A 15,644-nucleotide genomic window follows, 5' to 3' on the forward strand; every position below is an offset into this window, starting at 1 on the left:
CGCTACATGCGTGCCACTCCGGCCCGGGCCGGGGGTGGTCGCGACCGCGCCGTGCTGGTCGAGAAATCGCTCGATTCGATCGAGCAGGGCTCGCACAGTTTCGCTGCCGCTTCCAAGCTGTTCGACAAGGCCACCCGCGAGCGCAGCTGGCTGCTTTACGCCTGGTGCCGTCGGTGCGACGACATCGCCGACAATCAGGACAAGGGCGGGCCGCTGGGCGATCAGGGCGATATGAAGGAGGCCGAGGACCGCGTTCAGGCGCTGCGGATCCTTACCCGCCGCGCCTTCGAGGAACAGCCGACCGCGGATGCCGCCTTCGACGCTTTCGGCCTCGTCGCCGACGAATGCGGGCTGACGCTGGAGGAAGCGAACGACGTGATCGCGGGCTTTGCGCTCGATGCCGCGCGCTGGAGCCCGCGGACCGAAACCGACATGATGCGCTATTGCTATCACGTTGCCGGCGCGGTCGGCATCATGATGGCGCGGATCATGGGCGTACATCCCGACGATGGCGAAACGCTCGATCGCGCATGCGATCTCGGCCTCGCTTTCCAGATCGCCAACATCGCGCGCGATATCGTGGAAGATAACGATGCGGGCCGCTGTTACCTGCCGCAGACCTGGCTCGACGAGATGGGCTGGGAAAAGGGCGAGCATGCCCTGCCCGAAAACCGCTTCCGGCTCGCCAGCCTGATGCCGCGCATGATCGCGCTGATGGAAAAGCACGAAGCCGCGGCCAAGCTTGGCGCGCGCCGGCTCCGCTTCCGTCAACGCTGGGCGGTGTTGGCAGCGGCACGGATCTACGGCGGCATCGGACGCAAGGTCCTGAACCGCGGCCAGCTGGCCTGGGATACGCGGACGCGGATCAGCACACCCGAAAAGGCTGCACATATCGTCGCCGCCTTCTTCGAGGCGTTGTGGAACCGCCCCGTGCCTCCGACGGAACCGATCCTGTGGAGCAGGCACGATTTCAGGCCGGTGGCCGGCTGGTAGCCCCGCAATAGCCGGCATTGCGCGACGGCCCGAAAGGCCGTGCGGCACTGCGTATCCAGCCATGACAGTTGCGAACACGCTCGTGGATGGATTGCACCGCCTGCGGCTCGCAATGCCTTGCAAAATAGGTTAGCGGCACCCGCATGATCGAGAAGCTCCTGATCGCCAATCGTGGCGAAATCGCCTGCCGCATCATTCGCACCGCGCACGACATGGGTATCGCCACGGTCGCGGTCTATTCGGATGCCGATGCGCGCGCATTGCACGTGCGCTCCGCCGACGAGGCAGTGCATATCGGCCCCTCCCCCGCTGCCGAGAGTTACCTGGTGGGCGAGAAGATCATTGCCGCGGCGAAACAGACCGGCGCGCAGGCGATCCACCCGGGCTATGGTTTCCTGTCCGAGAACGCTGCCTTCGCGCAGGCGGTGATCGATGCGGGGCTGATCTGGGTCGGCCCCAAGCCATCGAGCATCGAGGCGATGGGTCTGAAGGATGCCGCCAAGAAGCTGATGCGCGCCGCAGGCGTGCCCGTCACCCCCGGCTACGAGGGCGAAGACCAGTCGGTCGAGCGCCTCAAATCCGAGGCCGACGCCATCGGCTATCCCGTGCTGATCAAGGCCGTCGCGGGTGGCGGTGGCAAGGGCATGCGGAAGGTCGATGCGGCTGCGGATTTCGAGGCGATGCTGGAAAGCTGCCGGCGCGAGGCCAAGGCCAGCTTCTCCAATGACGAGGTGCTGCTGGAGAAGTGGATCACGTCGCCGCGCCATATCGAGGTGCAGGTCTTCGGCGACAGCCACGGCAATGTCGTCCACCTGTTCGAACGCGACTGCTCGCTCCAGCGCCGCCACCAGAAGGTGATCGAGGAAGCCCCCGCCCCCGGCATGGACGAGGCGACCCGCGAGGAAATCTGCGCCGCCGCTGTGCGCGCAGCCAAGGCGGTGGATTACGAGGGCGCCGGAACGATCGAATTCATCGCCGACGCCAGCGAAGGTCTGCGCGCCGATCGCATCTTCTTCATGGAGATGAACACGCGGCTTCAGGTGGAGCACCCGGTTACCGAAGAAATCACCGGGGTCGATCTCGTCGAATGGCAACTGCGCGTGGCGAGCGGCGAACCGATCCCGCTGGCACAGGACGCGCTTTACATCGACGGTCATGCGATCGAGGCGCGCCTCTACGCCGAAGATCCGAACGGCGGCTTCCTACCGTCCACCGGCGCACTGGATCATTTCGAACTTGGCACCGAAGGGCGGATCGAAACCGGCGTCGCGGAAGGCGATATGATTTCGCCCTTCTACGACCCGATGGTCGCCAAGCTGGTTGTTTGGGGCGAAACGCGTGACGAGGCCATCGACCAACTGGCCGGCATTGCCGAGGGCGTCGAAATATGGCCGGTAAAGACCAATGCGGCGTTCATTGCTAATTGCCTGCGCGATGAGGATTTCGAGAACGCAAATCTCGACACGGGCTTTATCGAGAACAAGCTGGACAGCCTCGTTTCATCCGATGAAGCCGATGACGGCATCTGGCAGAATGCCGCAGATTTCATCGCTCTCGCCGAGCTTGAAGAGCATGATGACTTGCCGATGGGCTTCCGCCTCAATGCACCGGGAGTGCTGGCGACGACGCTTTTGCACAAGGGCCAGTCACGAACTGTCGCAGCTGCATCATCGTTGAACGAATTGGATGCCACGGGGTTCGTCGATCCGGCGCGCGCCGTCGTTTTTGCCGATGGTCAGGCATTCGCCTTCGAGCGCCAGTCGCGCGGATCGGGCGCCGCGGCAGCGGGTGACGGGGCCATCGTCGCGCCCATGCCGGGCAAGGTCATTGCGGTCGATGTCGCCGAGGGCGATGCGGTCACCGCGGGCCAGCGGCTGATGGTGCTCGAGGCGATGAAGATGGAGCACGCGCTCACCGCGCCGTTCGACGGCACCGTGACCGAGCTTTCCGCCGCCGAGGGAGCGCAGGTGCAGGTCGAGGCCGTGCTTTGCGTAGTGGAGCCGGTCGAAGAATAGGGCTTCACAAACTCCCCAGTCATTGCGAGCGTAGCGAAGCAATCCAGTCCCGATGCGCTCTGGATTGCCGCGTCGCCTGCGGCTCCTCGCAATGACGTGTGGGGAGAGAGTGGTGAGCTGGGAAAACGAACTCGAGGAACTGCGCGCACGCGAGACGCTGGCCGAGCAGATGGGCGGCGCGGACAAGGTCGCGCGCCAGCATTCTCGCGGCAAGATGGATGCCCGCGCGCGGCTCGCGGCGCTCGTCGATGACGGGTCCTTCCGCGAAATCGGCAAGATCGCCGGCAAGGGTTCCTATGACGAGGAGGGCAATCTCACCGGCGTCCTCCCTGCCCCCTTCCTGTTCGGCAAGGCACTGATCAACGGCCGCCCCGTGGTCGCCACGGCGGACGATTTCACCATTCGCGGCGGTGCGGCGGATGCCGGGATCAGCCGCAAGATGGTTCAGGCCGAGAAGATGGCGCATGAACTCAAGTTGCCGCTCATCCGCATGATCGACGGCACCGGTGGCGGCGGATCGGTCAAGACGCTCGAACAGATCGGCGCGACCTATATTCCCGCAGTGCCCGGCTGGTCGGACGTGGTGCAGAACCTCGATACCGTGCCCGTGGTTGCGCTTGCGCTCGGCCCTACTGCAGGCCTCGGCGCTGCGCGCACGGTTGCCAGCCACTATTCGGTGATGGTCAAGGGACTTAGCCAGATCTTCGCTGCCGGCCCCGCCGTGGTCGACGGCCTCGGTGAAAGCTACAAGGGCTCGGTCGATCACCAGCAGGCCAAGGAAGATCTCGGCGGCAGCGGGATCCACACGCGCAACGGCGTGATCGACGACGAAGTGGCCAGCGAGGCCGAAGCTTTCGCCCGCGCTCGCCACTTCCTGTCCTTCATGCCAGAGCATGTCGGCCAGTTGGCCCGCCGCGCGAAATGCACCGACCGCGCCGACCGACGCGAAGAAGAGTTGCTTTCGCTCGTCCCGCGCGAGAACAAGCAAGTCTATTCGATGCGCCGTTGCCTCGAGATGGTCTTCGACCGGGGCACCGTGTTCGAGATCGGGCGCATGTGGGGCCGCGCCTGTATCACCGCGCTCGCACGGCTCGACGGCTGGCCGGTGATGGTACTCGCCAGCGACCCGTCCTATCTCGGCGGCAGCTGGGACGCGAAGACCAGCGAGAAGGTCGAACGGTTCGTCAAGCTGGCCGACCAGTTCCGCCTGCCGATCGTCCATCTGGTCGACAATCCCGGCTTCATGATCGGCCGCGAGGCGGAAACGGCGGGCACGATCCGCTATGGCGTGCAGGCGATGAATGCGGTTTACAGCGCCAGTGTCCCACTCGCCAGCGTGGTGCTGCGCCGCGCCTATGGCATCGCGGGCAGCGCGATGAGCAATGCCGAAACCTACCAGTACCGCTATTGCTGGCCGAGCGGCGACTGGGGCTCGCTTCCCATCGCGGGCGGGCTGGAGGTTGCCTACAAATCGGACATCGAGGCGGCGAAAGATCCGGTAGCCGAGCTCGAGGCCATCCGCGCGCGGCTCGACAAGGTCACCAGCCCCTTCCGCAGCGCCGAGCGCTTCAATGTCGAGGACATCATCGATCCCCGCGACACCCGCCCGCTGCTGTGCGAATTCGCCGGGCTTGCATGGCGACGGCTGGAAAGCGAGAGTTAGTCGGTTTCGTTGTCGGGTTCCGGCGGGCCGAACAGCCGGCCCCGCTCCGAATAAAGCACGAAGGCGAGGCTGACCGTCGCGGTGACCAGCAGCGCGAGAGCCAGGGGGCGTGCAGTCCCGTCATAGGCATAGCCCACCGCCGCGCCCAGCAGCGCGCCCGTGGTCATGCGCATGAAGCTCTGCGCGCTCGATGCGGCGCCAGCGATATGGCGGAAGGGCTGCATCGCGATCGAGCCGAAGTTCGCGCCGATGAAGCCGAGCAGGCTCATATTGGCCGCCATCAGCGGCACGAAGGTCCACAGGCTTTCGTCGGGCTGGTTGGCGAACCACAATTGCAGCGCGGCAACGATAATGAACACAAACAGCGCGGTATGGCTGACGCGGCGTGCGCCCATGCGCTCGACGATACGGCTGTTGGACCAGTTCGCCAGCGCCATGCAGCCTGCGCACAGTGCGAACAGCAGCGGGAACATGTCGCCCGCGCCGAAGGCTTCGCCGATCAATTGCTGCGAGGAATTAATGAAGCCGAACAATCCGCCGAACACCAGCGCGCTCGCAAGGGTATAACCGATGGTCGACCGCAGGGTGACGGCGCTGCGCATGTTGCGCGCGATGACACCCACCCTGATGGGCTGCTTGTCTTCCTCATGCAGTGTTTCGGGCAGCCGGAAATGCACCCACAGCGTCATGACCACGCCAAGAACGGCCATCGATACGAAGATCCAGCGCCAGTCGCCCATCGCCAGCAGCACCCCCTGCCCGATGCTCGGCGCGACGGCCGGGACGAGCAGGAAGATCACGAAGATCAGGCTCATCATCCGCGCCATCTTGTCGCCGCCCACACGGTCGCGGATGATGGCTGGCGGCAAGGCGATGATCCCCGCTGCGAAGAATCCCTGAAGCGCCCGCAGCACGATCAGTTGCGTAAAGCTGGTCACCAGCGCGCAGGCGAGCGAGAAGGCGATGTAGAATCCCAGCGCGGTGAACAGCACCGGGCGGCGCCCGTAGCGATCGGCGAAGGCTCCCGGGATGAGGGTCCCGATCCCTCCTGCGAGAAGGTAGATCCCGACAACGAACTGCCGGTCGTTGCCCTGCGCGCCAAGCGAACCGGCAAGGTCGTCGAGCGCGGGAAGGATGGCATCGATGCCGAAGGCATTGCACGCCATCAGCAATGCCATCATGCTGATGAGTTCGCGCTCGCCGATCCGTCGTCCCTCGGCGGCGCGGGAAATCGGGCGTTCGCCGCCGGCCAGGGGATCGCTTCGCATTTGCACAATATGCCACGTGGCGGACAAGGTTCCGCTTTGCAACCCGCTCGCCTATCTAAAGCAACATGAGCGGCATGGAAGACAAGGGTGGCGAAGACGAGAAAGAGGCCGACGGCCTGCGCAAGATCATCCATGTCGACATGGATGCCTTCTTCGCCAGCGTCGAACAGCGCGACAATCCCGAATTGCGCGGCAAGCCGGTCGCGGTTGGCGGGTCGAGCGGGCGCGGCGTAGTCGCGGCGGCAAGCTACGAGGCGCGCAAATTCGGCGTGCGCAGCGCCATGCCCAGCGTCACCGCCAGGCGGCTGTGTCCCGACCTCGTTTTCTGCAAGAGCCGCTTCGACGTCTATCGCGAGGTCAGCCAGCAGATCCGTGCGATTTTCCGCCACCACACCGACCTCGTCGAACCGCTCAGCCTCGACGAAGCCTATCTCGACGTGACCGAAGACAAGCTCGGCATCGGGAGCGCCACGCGGATCGCCGAGCTGATCCGCCAGGAAATCCGGGCGAAAACGCGGCTGACCGCAAGCGCCGGGGTCAGCTACAACAAGTTCCTAGCCAAGATCGCGAGCGACCAGAACAAGCCCGACGGGCTATGCGTGATCCGGCCTGGCGGCGGTGCGAGCTTCGTTGCCGACCTGCCGATCAGGCGCTTTCACGGAGTGGGCCCGAAAGGCGCCGAAAAGATGGCCCGCCTCGGCATCGAGACCGGCGGCGACCTGGCGACGAGGGACATCGAATGGCTGCGGGCTCATTTCGGAAGCTTTGCCGACTATCTCTATCGCGCTGCGCGCGGGATCGACCTGCGGCCGGTCCGGTCCAGCCGGATCCGCAAATCGGTCGGCGGTGAACGGACATTCAGCCGCGACCTGTCCTCGGGCAGCGAATTGCGCGAAACGATGGAAGACATCATCGATATCGTCTGGGGCTATATCGAGCGCGCCGAAGCGCGGGGGCGCACAGTCACCCTGAAAATGAAATACACCGATTTCCAGATCTTCAGCCGGGCCAGGACGGTCGATCGTCCCATCGCCAGCAAAGAAGAATTCGCTGGCGTGGGCCGGGCGCTGCTCGAAGAGGTGCTGCCCTTGCCGATGCCGATCCGCCTGATGGGGCTGACACTCTCCAAGCTCGAGCGCGATACGCCAGACGAGCCCAGGCGGCCCGACGCGCAGCTTTCGCTGCTCTAACGCTGCGAAGCGCGCGAGCGCCAATCCTGCCACAGCGCCAGCCGCGTTCGGGTGCGCGGACTGAGCGGCTCGGGCAGCGAATGCACGGGGAAGAAACGCGCTTCGACCACTTCGCGTCCGTCGACCTTCGGCACAGCATCGACCACCCCGGCAAACAGATGCGCGCGGTGCGGGGCGTTGGACAGTTCCTCCTCGATCTGGCCCACCGAGGCCAGAGCGGCGATCTCGCAGCCGGTTTCTTCGCGCAATTCGCGCCGGGCCGCCGTCTCGGCAGGCTCGTTGCGCCGCCGCCCGCCGCCCGGAAAGTACCAATTGGGCGGCCCATAACTGTGCCGCACCAGCAGGATGCGCCCGTCGAGATCGCTGGCGATCACGCTGACCCCCTCGCCCGTGCGCCCGCTCACGCCGCGCCAGCGGTGGCGGATGCGATGCGCGATGCGCAGAACCAACCGGTGCAGCGACTTGGGTATCAGGTGAAGCATGTGACCGGTTGTGTAGCCGCCTTCAGCAGACGTGCAACCGGCAGATCGTGCTGTCCCGAAATGGCTTGGTCGAGCACCTCGCGTTTCTCGTCACCCCGGATGACGAACACCAGCGCATCGCTTGCCAGCAGCGAAGGCAGCGTCAGGCTGATACGGTCGAAAGGCGCTTCGGGAGGCAGCGGATCGGGGGTCAGACGCAGGATCGCGCGCGACTCGTCGACGCGGGGGTCGGTGTTCGGAAACAGCGATGCGATATGCCCATCTGCCCCCATGCCGAGCCATGCAAGATCGAAACGGGGAACCGCCTCCATCACCGTGAGCGTGACGACTTCGGCACCCGCGGGCTCGAACAGGTCGCGCAGCCGCCCGGTGTTGGACGCAGCGTGGTCTTCGGGGACGATGCGATCATCGCCCGGCCAGACTACCAGCCGGGTCCAGTCGAGATCGTGCTCGAGCATGGCGGCGATGATCGGAAACGGGGTGGACCCACCCGGCACGGTGATCGTAACCGGCCCGTCTTTCGCACCCAGCGCGGCTCGCAACCGCCTGGCCAACCAGTCGGCAATCGCGGCATCGCCGCTTCCCTCGATGATCGTCAGATTATCCATACCCTGTCAATACACCAGGGCCGCCTTTCCCCAAGAGGGAAAGACGGCTCCGGCACAATCGTTTCGACCAGTGCTTACTTGCTGGTCTGGTTGAGGAACCAGATGCGTTCCTCGCATTCATCGATCCAGTCGTCGACGACACCGCTGGTGGCATTGTCGCCCGCTTCCTCGGCTGCTTCCTTCACCTCGCCTAGGCGCTGGTGCAGCTTCTTGTTGTCGTCGCGCAGTTCCTTGACCATTGCATCGGCGGTCAGTGTGACATCGTCCTGGTCTTCGATGCGGGTCGCCTTCATGACGCTGCCGATCGAAGTCAGCGTGTACTCGTCGTTCTTGCGGACGCGTTCGCCAAGATCGTCGACCGTACCAACAAGCTGCGCCGCCTGTTCGTCGAACAAGACATGCAGATCGCGAAAACGTGGGCCGGCAACGTGCCAGTGAAAGTTCTTGGTCTTGAAATAAAGCGCGACGGTATCGGCAAGCGCGCCGTTCAACGCGCTGACGAGACCGGCTTTCGAATTGTCGCCAACATCGGCCATGATATGTCCCCTTTTGTTAATTTCGGACCGCCCCGGGCGGGGCGCTTATTGATATAACCCGCACATGGCACTTCGGTTTCTCGATTAACGACGGACGCAGTAATCGATTTACCCGATAATACCTCGTGCGCTCAGCCCGGTCAGCACGGCGAGAACGAGAAGCAAGACTGCCAGCGCAATCCGCAAGCCGCGCAGGGGCAGCCGTGATTCCAGCTGCCCCCCCAGCGTCCAGGCGAGCACCACTGCCGCGCCGCCACCGATCGTCCCTCCCAGCGCCGCCAGCGGCCAGGTGGCGAACACCACCGCGAATGCGGCGACGAGAAAACGCGAGGCATCGGTCAGCTGGCGCGCGAAGAGGACGATCGCCATGGCGCCCAGCGACCGGGTCGGTTCGCGCGGCGCGCGCTCGCGATTGGGCCAGGCGCATTCGCCCGCCGCCAGCAACAGTGCGATGGCGACGAACATCGTCGCCGCGCTTTCCGACATGGTCCGCGCCAGCATCGCTCCGGCCCATGCCGCGATCGTTGCCGTCGTCGCGGAACTGGCAAGCGCGACCACGAGAAGACCGTTGCCCCGCCCCAAGGCTGCTGCAAGCCGCGCGACCAGCAATTGGTCGCGCGCCCCCGTCGCAGCGAGGAAACTGGCGACCATCGCGAACAGCAGCGGCGTCATGCGACCTCCCTCTTTCTCTGCCTGCCTGCTTGCGATAGCACGCGCGCAAACGAAAGACAGGGAGGGACAGATGGAATTGCAACAGGGCATGGCCGCCGTGGTCACCGGCGGCGCTTCGGGGCTGGGCAAGGCAAGCGCGCAGGCGCTGGCCGATCTCGGGCTCGAGGTCACGATTTTCGACGTCAACGAGGAAGCCGGCGAAGCGCATGCGCGGGCGATCGGCGGCACTTTCGCGCTTGTCGACATCACCGACGAACAATCGGTGGTCGACGGTTTCGCCAAGGCCCGCACGGCGCATGGGCAGGAACGCGTCACGGTCCATTGCGCCATGACCAGCCGCCGCGGCAAGACGCTCGGCTGGGATAAGGAAAATGGCTGCTACAAGCGCCTCTCGACCGAAGACTATGCGTTCGGTGCCGAGGGCATCCTCGTGTCCTCCTACCGCATCGCCAGCCTGTCTGCGCTGGGCATGGCCAATTCCGAACCCGTCAACGAGGACGGCGAACGCGGCTGCGTGACGCTGACCGCCAGCGTTGCGGCGCAGGATGGCCAGATCGGACAGACGATCTACGGCAGTTGCAAGGCCGGGGTGAACGGTCTCGTCCTGCCGATGGCGCGCGACCTGATGGACCTCGGCATTCGCGTGAATTCGGTCATGCCGGGCATTTTCGCGACACCGCTGATGCTGGGAATGAAGGATCGCAATCCGCAGATGTGGGACCAGCTCAACGCCAGCGTGCCCTTTCCCAAGAGGCTCGGCCATCCCGAGGAATTCGCCTCGCTTATCTGCGAAATCGCCCGCAACAGCTACATCAACGGCCACCAGTTCCGGCTCGACGGTGCCATCAGGATGCCGCCGAAATAGAGGGCTCGCTTGCGGTCATGGGGATCGTTGGAGCGGGTGAAGGGAATCGAACCCTCGTCGTCAGCTTGGGAAGCTGCTGCTCTACCATTGAGCTACACCCGCGAGGCGGCGCGGCGCTTGCCACGGAAGGCGCGCGCCGGTCAATACAAACCGGCGCGGGCAGCGAAAATCGCGCGCCCGGGGTTTAACGCCGGCCCTTTCCCGGTAGAAGGCCGCCATGACGAACACGCGCGAGTGGGTGAATTGGGCCATCGGCCGCATCGAGGCCGATTTCAACCGGTCCGCCGACACGCATCTCATACCGCTGCCGGTTCCCGCGCTGCCCGATATCGCGATCTATCTCAAGGACGAGTCGAGCCATTCGACCGGCAGCCTCAAGCACCGGCTCGCCCGGTCGCTATTCCTTTATGGCCTGTGCAACGGCTGGATCTGCGAAGGCACGCCGGTGGTCGAGGCATCGAGCGGCTCGACCGCTGTGTCCGAAGCCTATTTCGCGCGCATGCTGGGCCTGCGTTTCATCGCAGTGGTCCCCCGCAGCACCGCGCAGGCCAAGATCGACGCGATCGCCTTCTACGGCGGCGAATGCCATTTCGTCGACGCACCGGGTGAGGTCTATGCGGCCGCCCAATCGCTGGCGGACGATTTGCAGGGCCATTACATCGACCAGTTCACCTATGCCGAACGCGCGACCGACTGGCGCAGCAACAACAATATCGCTGAATCGATCTTCGCCCAGATGGCGCGCGAACCGCATCCGGTGCCGCGCTGGATTGTCTGCGGCGCGGGAACGGGCGGCACCTCCGCCACCATCGGGCGCTATGCGCGCTACAACCGTTTCGGTACCGGCGTCTGCGTGGCGGATCCCGCGGGCTCGGTGTTCCACCGACACTGGGCCGACCGCAGCGTGGCGCGCGTCGATCATTCGGCCGGATGCATCGAAGGCATCGGGCGCCAGCGGGTCGAACCCAGCTTTCTCCCCGATATCATCGACCGGATGGAGATCGTCGAGGACATCCACTCGATCGCCGCCGCGCATGAGGTAAGCGCGCGCCTAGGGCGCAGTTGCGGCGGATCGACCGGCACCAATGTCTGGGCCTGCGCGCGTCTCGCTGCAGAGATGGCGGAACGCGGCGAGAAAGGATCGATCGTCTCGATCCTGTGCGATGACGGTGCGCGCTATCGCGACACGATCTTCGACAAGGACTGGCTGGCGGCGCGCGACCTCGATGTCGCGGCGCCGCGACAGGCCATCTCCGACTTCTTCGAAACCGGCCGCTTCGCCGGCTAGACACTGCATCTCCATAACAAGGGCTGCCGCATCACATGATCAGCGACGACAGGATAATTCTCGGGCTGCTCGCCCTCGTGCTCGGCTTCGTTTTTGCGACGCGCGACCGCCCCGGCTGGCAACGCTTCTACGTCTTCGTGCCGATCATCCTGGTCTGCTATCTGGTGCCCAGCCTGATGACGACCTTCGGGCTGATCGACGTGTCCGAAAGCAATCTGTGGCCGGTGGCGAAGGACTATTTCCTGCCCGCCGCGCTGTTCCTGATGACGCTGTCGATCGACATCAAGGGCATCCTCGGCCTCGGCAGCAAGGCCATCATCATGTTCCTTACCGCAACCGTCGGCATCGTCATCGGCGGCCCGCTGGCGCTGTGGATCGTGGCGCAATTCGAACCGTCGATCATCGGTTCAGGCGACACCGCCGCATGGCGCGGCTTGGCGACGCTGGCGGGGAGCTGGATCGGCGGCGGCGCGAACCAGACCGCCATGCTCGAGGTCTATCGCTATCCGCTCGAAGGCTTCGCCGCGCTGCTGGCGGTGGACATCATCGTGGCGGAAATCTGGATGATCTTCCTACTCTATGGCGCCGGCGCGCACGAACGCGTCGACCGCTGGCTGGGGGCGGACAGTTCCTCGATCGCGCGGCTGCGCGACACGATGGCGGGTTACACTGCGAGCATCGAGCGCGTCGCCAAGGCCAATGACTATGTGCTGCTGTTCGGCGTTACCTTTGCGATCGTGGGGCTCGCGCATCTGCTTGGCGGCTGGCTGGGCGGCTGGTTCGCGGCGATGCAAGGCGAGGACGCCACGCTGGCGAGCGAATTCTTTTGGGTCGTGGTGATCGCCACTACCGCCGGCCTCGCTGCCAGTTTCACCCGCGCCCGCGAACTGGAGGGCATCGGCGCCAGCAAGTTCGGCGTGCTTTTCATCTTCCTGCTGGTGGCCGTGATCGGCACGCGGATGGACGTGACCAAAATCGCCGATGCGCCCGCTTTCATGGCGATCGGCTTTATCTGGATGCTGTTCCACGTCATCCTGCTGCTTGGCGTTGCGAAACTGATCAAGGCGCCGTTCTTCTTCGTCGCGGTGGGCAGCAAGGCGAATATCGGCGGCGCAGCTTCGGCGCCCGTGGTCGCCGCGGCTTTCCATCCCGCACTTGCCCCCGTGGGCGTGCTGCTCGCGGTTTTGGGCTATGCGCTGGGCACCTATGGCGCGATCCTGTGCGCTCAGATGATGGCAGCGGTCGGCTAGCCGTGCGCGATAAAGGTTTCAGCTGATACCGGTTGATTTCGGACCCTCCACGCGTATGGGCCGTTGCCAACGAAAGAGAGGATTATCCATGCGTCAGGTAGACCATTTCATCGTCGGCGGAGCAGGCGGCACTGCTGCGCGCAAGCACCAGATCTGGAACCCGTCGACCGGCGAAGTCCAGGCCGAAGTCGCGCTGGGCGATGCCGCGCTGCTCGACCGCGCGGTCGCGACCGCCAGGAAGGTCCAGCCCGAATGGGCCGCGACCAATCCGCAGCGCCGCGCGCGGGTGATGTTCGAATTCAAGCGGCTGGTCGAAGCCAACAAGCAGGAACTGGCCGAACTGCTCGCCAGCGAACACGGCAAGGTCGTCGACGATGCGCATGGCGACGTGCAGCGCGGGCTCGAAGTGATCGAATATGCCTGCGGCATCCCGCAGGCGCTCAAGGGCGAATACACGCAGGGCGCCGGCCCCGGCATCGATGTCTACTCGATGCGCCAGCCGCTGGGCATCGGCGCGGGTATCACGCCGTTCAACTTCCCCGCGATGATCCCGATGTGGATGTTCGGCATGGCGGTTGCGGTCGGCAATGCCTTCATCCTTAAGCCGTCCGAACGCGATCCCAGCGTGCCGGTGCGCCTCGCCGAACTGTTCGTCGAAGCGGGCGCGCCCGAGGGACTGCTTCAGGTCGTCCATGGCGACAAGGAAATGGTCGATGCCATCCTCGACCATGAAGACATCGCTGCGGTCAGCTTCGTCGGGTCGAGCGACATCGCGCATTACGTCTACAAGCGCGGCGTTGCGGCGGGCAAGCGCGTGCAAGCGATGGGTGGCGCGAAGAACCACGGCATCGTCATGCCCGATGCCGATCTCGACCAAGTGGTGAACGATCTTGCCGGCGCCGCTTTCGGCTCGGCAGGCGAACGCTGCATGGCGCTGCCGGTGGTCGTGCCGGTTGGCGAGGACACCGCCGACCGGCTGCGCGAAAAGCTGATCCCCGCGATCAACGCCCTGCGCGTCGGCGTCAGCAACGATCCGGAAGCGCATTACGGCCCGGTCGTCACCCCCGAGCACAAGGCACGGGTCGAACAGTGGATCGACACCGCCGAGCAGGAAGGCGCCGAAGTCGTCATCGACGGGCGCAGCTTCACGCTGCAGGGACATGAGAACGGCTTCTTTGTCGGCCCGACGCTGCTCGACCGCGTGACCACCGACATGGAAAGCTACCGCGAGGAAATCTTCGGGCCCGTCCTGCAGATCGTGCGCGCGAAGGATTTCGAGGAGGCCGTGCGCCTGCCGAGCGAGCACCAGTACGGAAACGGCGTCGCGATCTTCACGCGCAACGGCCACGCGGCGCGCGAATTCGCGCATCGCGTCAATGTCGGCATGGTCGGGATCAACGTGCCGATTCCCGTGCCGGTCAGCTATCACAGCTTCGGCGGGTGGAAGCGTTCGGGTTTCGGTGACACCGACCAGTATGGTCAGGAAGGTCTCAAGTTCTGGACCAAGGCCAAGAAGGTCACGCAGCGCTGGCCAGATGGTGGCGGTGACGGATCGAACGCCTTCGTCATCCCGACGATGGGGTAATTGCCGCGACCGGCGGTCAGGAGAGAGACGCCATGAAACGATCACTGCTTCCCGCCACCGTGCCGCTGGTCATGCTGCTTGCCGCGTGTTCGGGCGCGTCGGACAACGCAGCCGCTCCCGAACCGGCAGAAACGATGATGCCGGTCGAACCCGACGGCGGAATCGGCGACGGGGCCGGTCCGCCCGAGGGCTTGGGCGCCCCCGCTATCCCCGCCCCGTTCCACGGCGTGTGGGACTATGTCGACGGCAGCTGCGCGCCCGAATCCGACCTGCGCATCGAAATCCGGCCGGAAAGCATCGGCTTCTACGAATCGCTGGGCGAACTGACAGCAATCGACATCGCGTCCCCCGACGACATAACCGTCACGCTCGCCATGGAAGGCGAAGGCGAGACATGGGACATGCAGCGTCGCTTCGTCCTGTCGGACGACGGCGCTACGCTGACACCGCGAGCGGTGGGCGAGGAAAGCTTCGAACCCATGCCGCTGAAGAAATGCGAATAGGGAGATCCACCATGCACAAGTTCGTTCCGATCGCACTCGCGCTACCTCTTGCGGCCTGCGCCAATCCGGGCGGGAGCGAACCGCCCGCCCCGCCCGTTCCGCCCGAAGCGGCAGCGGGCGCATGCGATGCCACGGCGACCGAAGCCTATGTCGGCCAGACCGCAACCGCCGAAACCGGCGCCGCGATCCTTGCCGCCAGCGGAGCCGAAGTGCTGCGCTGGGGTCCGCCCAACTCGGCATGGACGATGGATTACCGCACCAACCGGGTGAACGTCCGTTACGACGAGAGCAGCACGATTACCGAGATCACCTGCGGATGACCTCCGGGCGCGCCTTCACCGGGTCGCCCTATGAGGCGCAATTCGGGTTTGCGCGCGCGGTCCGCGAAGGCAATCGCATTCTCGTTGCCGGCACCGGCCCGGTCGAGGACGACGGCAGCTCGACCGCAGGCGGCGCAGCGACACAGGCCGAACGGTGTTTCGCGCTTGCCCTCCAAGCCATCGAGCGATTGGGTGGAAGCGTGCAGGACGTTGTGCGCACACGGATGCTCCTGACCGACCCGGCGGACCAGGACGCGGTCGGCGCGGTGCATGCGCGCTTCTTCGGTGATGTCCGCCCCGCCGCAACGATGGCAGGCGTCGCTTGGCTTTGCCGACCGGAATGGAAAGTCGAGATCGAGGTCGAAGCAATCATCCAAAGCTGACATCCGCGCCCCTTTTCACCCCC

General features: G+C 65.0%; 16 protein-coding genes and 1 tRNA gene. 11 read left to right on the forward strand and 6 right to left on the reverse strand.

Going from position 1 to position 15,644, the window contains the following annotated elements:
* Positions 1-6: 6 nt before the first annotated feature.
* The 3 genes from FHS69_RS07175 (at position 7) to FHS69_RS07185 (ending at position 4,671) form a co-directional block, all read left to right on the forward strand.
* Positions 7-993 carry a phytoene/squalene synthase family protein gene (locus FHS69_RS07175; RefSeq protein ID WP_208380262.1) on the forward strand — a complete coding sequence of 329 codons (987 nt, stop codon included), beginning with the start codon at positions 7-9 and terminating at the stop codon, positions 991-993.
* Between the two features lie 143 nt (positions 994-1,136).
* Entirely contained in the window at positions 1,137-3,008 is a 1,872-nt protein-coding gene (locus FHS69_RS07180) for an acetyl/propionyl/methylcrotonyl-CoA carboxylase subunit alpha (RefSeq protein WP_166777155.1), read from the forward strand.
* Between the two features lie 112 nt (positions 3,009-3,120).
* Positions 3,121-4,671 carry a carboxyl transferase domain-containing protein gene (locus FHS69_RS07185; protein WP_166777156.1) on the forward strand — a complete coding sequence of 517 codons (1,551 nt, stop codon included), beginning with the start codon at positions 3,121-3,123 and terminating at the stop codon, positions 4,669-4,671.
* Here FHS69_RS07185 and FHS69_RS07190 read toward each other — a convergent pair.
* Complete coding sequence (locus FHS69_RS07190; protein ID WP_166777157.1) at positions 4,668-5,939, reverse strand: multidrug effflux MFS transporter; 1,272 nt, start codon at positions 5,937-5,939, stop codon at positions 4,668-4,670. The genes FHS69_RS07185 and FHS69_RS07190 overlap by 4 nt on opposite strands.
* A 65-nt stretch (positions 5,940-6,004) precedes the next feature.
* On the opposite strand from FHS69_RS07190, the gene dinB reads away from it, so the two are divergent.
* Positions 6,005-7,129, forward strand: coding sequence for a DNA polymerase IV (gene dinB, locus FHS69_RS07195; protein ID WP_166777158.1), 1,125 nt, complete (start codon positions 6,005-6,007; stop codon positions 7,127-7,129).
* On the opposite strand, the gene FHS69_RS07200 is transcribed toward dinB, so the two are convergent.
* The 4 genes from FHS69_RS07200 to FHS69_RS07215 all read right to left on the reverse strand — a co-directional run bounded on the left by FHS69_RS07200 (position 7,126) and on the right by FHS69_RS07215 (position 9,427).
* Positions 7,126-7,611 (reverse strand): NUDIX domain-containing protein, encoded by a 486-nt coding sequence (locus FHS69_RS07200; protein WP_166777159.1) that lies wholly within the window; start codon positions 7,609-7,611, stop codon positions 7,126-7,128. The genes dinB and FHS69_RS07200 overlap by 4 nt on opposite strands.
* Complete coding sequence (locus FHS69_RS07205) at positions 7,599-8,219, reverse strand: 6-phosphogluconolactonase (protein ID WP_166777160.1); 621 nt, start codon at positions 8,217-8,219, stop codon at positions 7,599-7,601. Before FHS69_RS07205 ends, FHS69_RS07200 begins: the two co-directional genes overlap by 13 nt.
* Positions 8,220-8,293: 74 nt before the next feature.
* Entirely contained in the window at positions 8,294-8,755 is a 462-nt protein-coding gene (locus tag FHS69_RS07210; protein ID WP_067462336.1) for a Dps family protein, read from the reverse strand.
* A 108-nt stretch (positions 8,756-8,863) separates the two neighbouring features.
* Entirely contained in the window at positions 8,864-9,427 is a 564-nt protein-coding gene (locus FHS69_RS07215; RefSeq protein ID WP_166777161.1) for a TMEM165/GDT1 family protein, read from the reverse strand.
* A 70-nt stretch (positions 9,428-9,497) separates the two neighbouring features.
* On the opposite strand from FHS69_RS07215, the gene FHS69_RS07220 reads away from it, so the two are divergent.
* Positions 9,498-10,292, forward strand: a complete 795-nt coding sequence (locus FHS69_RS07220; protein WP_166777162.1) for an SDR family oxidoreductase — start codon at positions 9,498-9,500, stop codon at positions 10,290-10,292.
* A 28-nt stretch (positions 10,293-10,320) separates the two neighbouring features.
* Here the strand turns inward: FHS69_RS07220 and FHS69_RS07225 are convergent.
* Positions 10,321-10,394 (reverse strand) — tRNA-Gly (locus FHS69_RS07225).
* Positions 10,395-10,509: 115 nt separating this feature from the next.
* On the opposite strand from FHS69_RS07225, the gene FHS69_RS07230 reads away from it, so the two are divergent.
* The 6 genes from FHS69_RS07230 (at position 10,510) to FHS69_RS07255 (ending at position 15,621) form a co-directional block, all read left to right on the forward strand.
* Positions 10,510-11,580, forward strand: a complete 1,071-nt coding sequence (locus FHS69_RS07230) for a PLP-dependent cysteine synthase family protein (RefSeq protein WP_166777163.1) — start codon at positions 10,510-10,512, stop codon at positions 11,578-11,580.
* Positions 11,581-11,615: 35 nt separating this feature from the next.
* A complete protein-coding gene (locus FHS69_RS07235; RefSeq protein WP_166777164.1) occupies positions 11,616-12,830 on the forward strand; it encodes a DUF819 family protein in 1,215 nt (404 codons plus the stop codon).
* Between the two features lie 88 nt (positions 12,831-12,918).
* Positions 12,919-14,415, forward strand: coding sequence for a CoA-acylating methylmalonate-semialdehyde dehydrogenase (locus tag FHS69_RS07240; RefSeq protein WP_166777165.1), 1,497 nt, complete (start codon positions 12,919-12,921; stop codon positions 14,413-14,415).
* Positions 14,416-14,447: 32 nt separating this feature from the next.
* Complete coding sequence (locus FHS69_RS07245) at positions 14,448-14,918, forward strand: hypothetical protein (RefSeq protein ID WP_166777166.1); 471 nt, start codon at positions 14,448-14,450, stop codon at positions 14,916-14,918.
* Positions 14,919-14,929: 11 nt separating this feature from the next.
* On the forward strand, positions 14,930-15,238 hold the full coding sequence (locus tag FHS69_RS07250) for an I78 family peptidase inhibitor (protein WP_166777167.1): 309 nt from the start codon (positions 14,930-14,932) through the stop codon (positions 15,236-15,238).
* On the forward strand, positions 15,235-15,621 hold the full coding sequence (locus FHS69_RS07255; RefSeq protein WP_166777168.1) for a RidA family protein: 387 nt from the start codon (positions 15,235-15,237) through the stop codon (positions 15,619-15,621). Before FHS69_RS07250 ends, FHS69_RS07255 begins: the two co-directional genes overlap by 4 nt.
* Positions 15,622-15,644 lie beyond the last annotated feature (23 nt).

Origin of the sequence: Qipengyuania flava, assembly GCF_011762005.1 — a bacterium.
GTDB lineage: Bacteria > Pseudomonadota > Alphaproteobacteria > Sphingomonadales > Sphingomonadaceae > Qipengyuania > Qipengyuania flava.

Bases quoted from the DNA above. Each gene is read 5' to 3' on its own strand.
- FHS69_RS07175 (WP_208380262.1), top strand. From the start codon at position 7: ATGCGTGCCACTCCGGCCCGGGCCGGGGGTGGTCGCGACCGCGCCGTG.
- FHS69_RS07180 (WP_166777155.1), top strand. From the start codon at position 1,137: ATGATCGAGAAGCTCCTGATCGCCAATCGTGGCGAAATCGCCTGCCGC.
- FHS69_RS07190 (WP_166777157.1), bottom strand. From the start codon at position 5,939: ATGCGAAGCGATCCCCTGGCCGGCGGCGAACGCCCGATTTCCCGCGCC.
- dinB (WP_166777158.1), top strand. From the start codon at position 6,005: ATGAGCGGCATGGAAGACAAGGGTGGCGAAGACGAGAAAGAGGCCGAC.
- FHS69_RS07200 (WP_166777159.1), bottom strand. From the start codon at position 7,611: ATGCTTCACCTGATACCCAAGTCGCTGCACCGGTTGGTTCTGCGCATC.
- FHS69_RS07205 (WP_166777160.1), bottom strand. From the start codon at position 8,219: ATGGATAATCTGACGATCATCGAGGGAAGCGGCGATGCCGCGATTGCC.
- FHS69_RS07210 (WP_067462336.1), bottom strand. From the start codon at position 8,755: ATGGCCGATGTTGGCGACAATTCGAAAGCCGGTCTCGTCAGCGCGTTG.
- FHS69_RS07215 (WP_166777161.1), bottom strand. From the start codon at position 9,427: ATGACGCCGCTGCTGTTCGCGATGGTCGCCAGTTTCCTCGCTGCGACG.
- FHS69_RS07220 (WP_166777162.1), top strand. From the start codon at position 9,498: ATGGAATTGCAACAGGGCATGGCCGCCGTGGTCACCGGCGGCGCTTCG.
- FHS69_RS07230 (WP_166777163.1), top strand. From the start codon at position 10,510: ATGACGAACACGCGCGAGTGGGTGAATTGGGCCATCGGCCGCATCGAG.
- FHS69_RS07235 (WP_166777164.1), top strand. From the start codon at position 11,616: ATGATCAGCGACGACAGGATAATTCTCGGGCTGCTCGCCCTCGTGCTC.
- FHS69_RS07240 (WP_166777165.1), top strand. From the start codon at position 12,919: ATGCGTCAGGTAGACCATTTCATCGTCGGCGGAGCAGGCGGCACTGCT.
- FHS69_RS07245 (WP_166777166.1), top strand. From the start codon at position 14,448: ATGAAACGATCACTGCTTCCCGCCACCGTGCCGCTGGTCATGCTGCTT.
- FHS69_RS07250 (WP_166777167.1), top strand. From the start codon at position 14,930: ATGCACAAGTTCGTTCCGATCGCACTCGCGCTACCTCTTGCGGCCTGC.
- FHS69_RS07255 (WP_166777168.1), top strand. From the start codon at position 15,235: ATGACCTCCGGGCGCGCCTTCACCGGGTCGCCCTATGAGGCGCAATTC.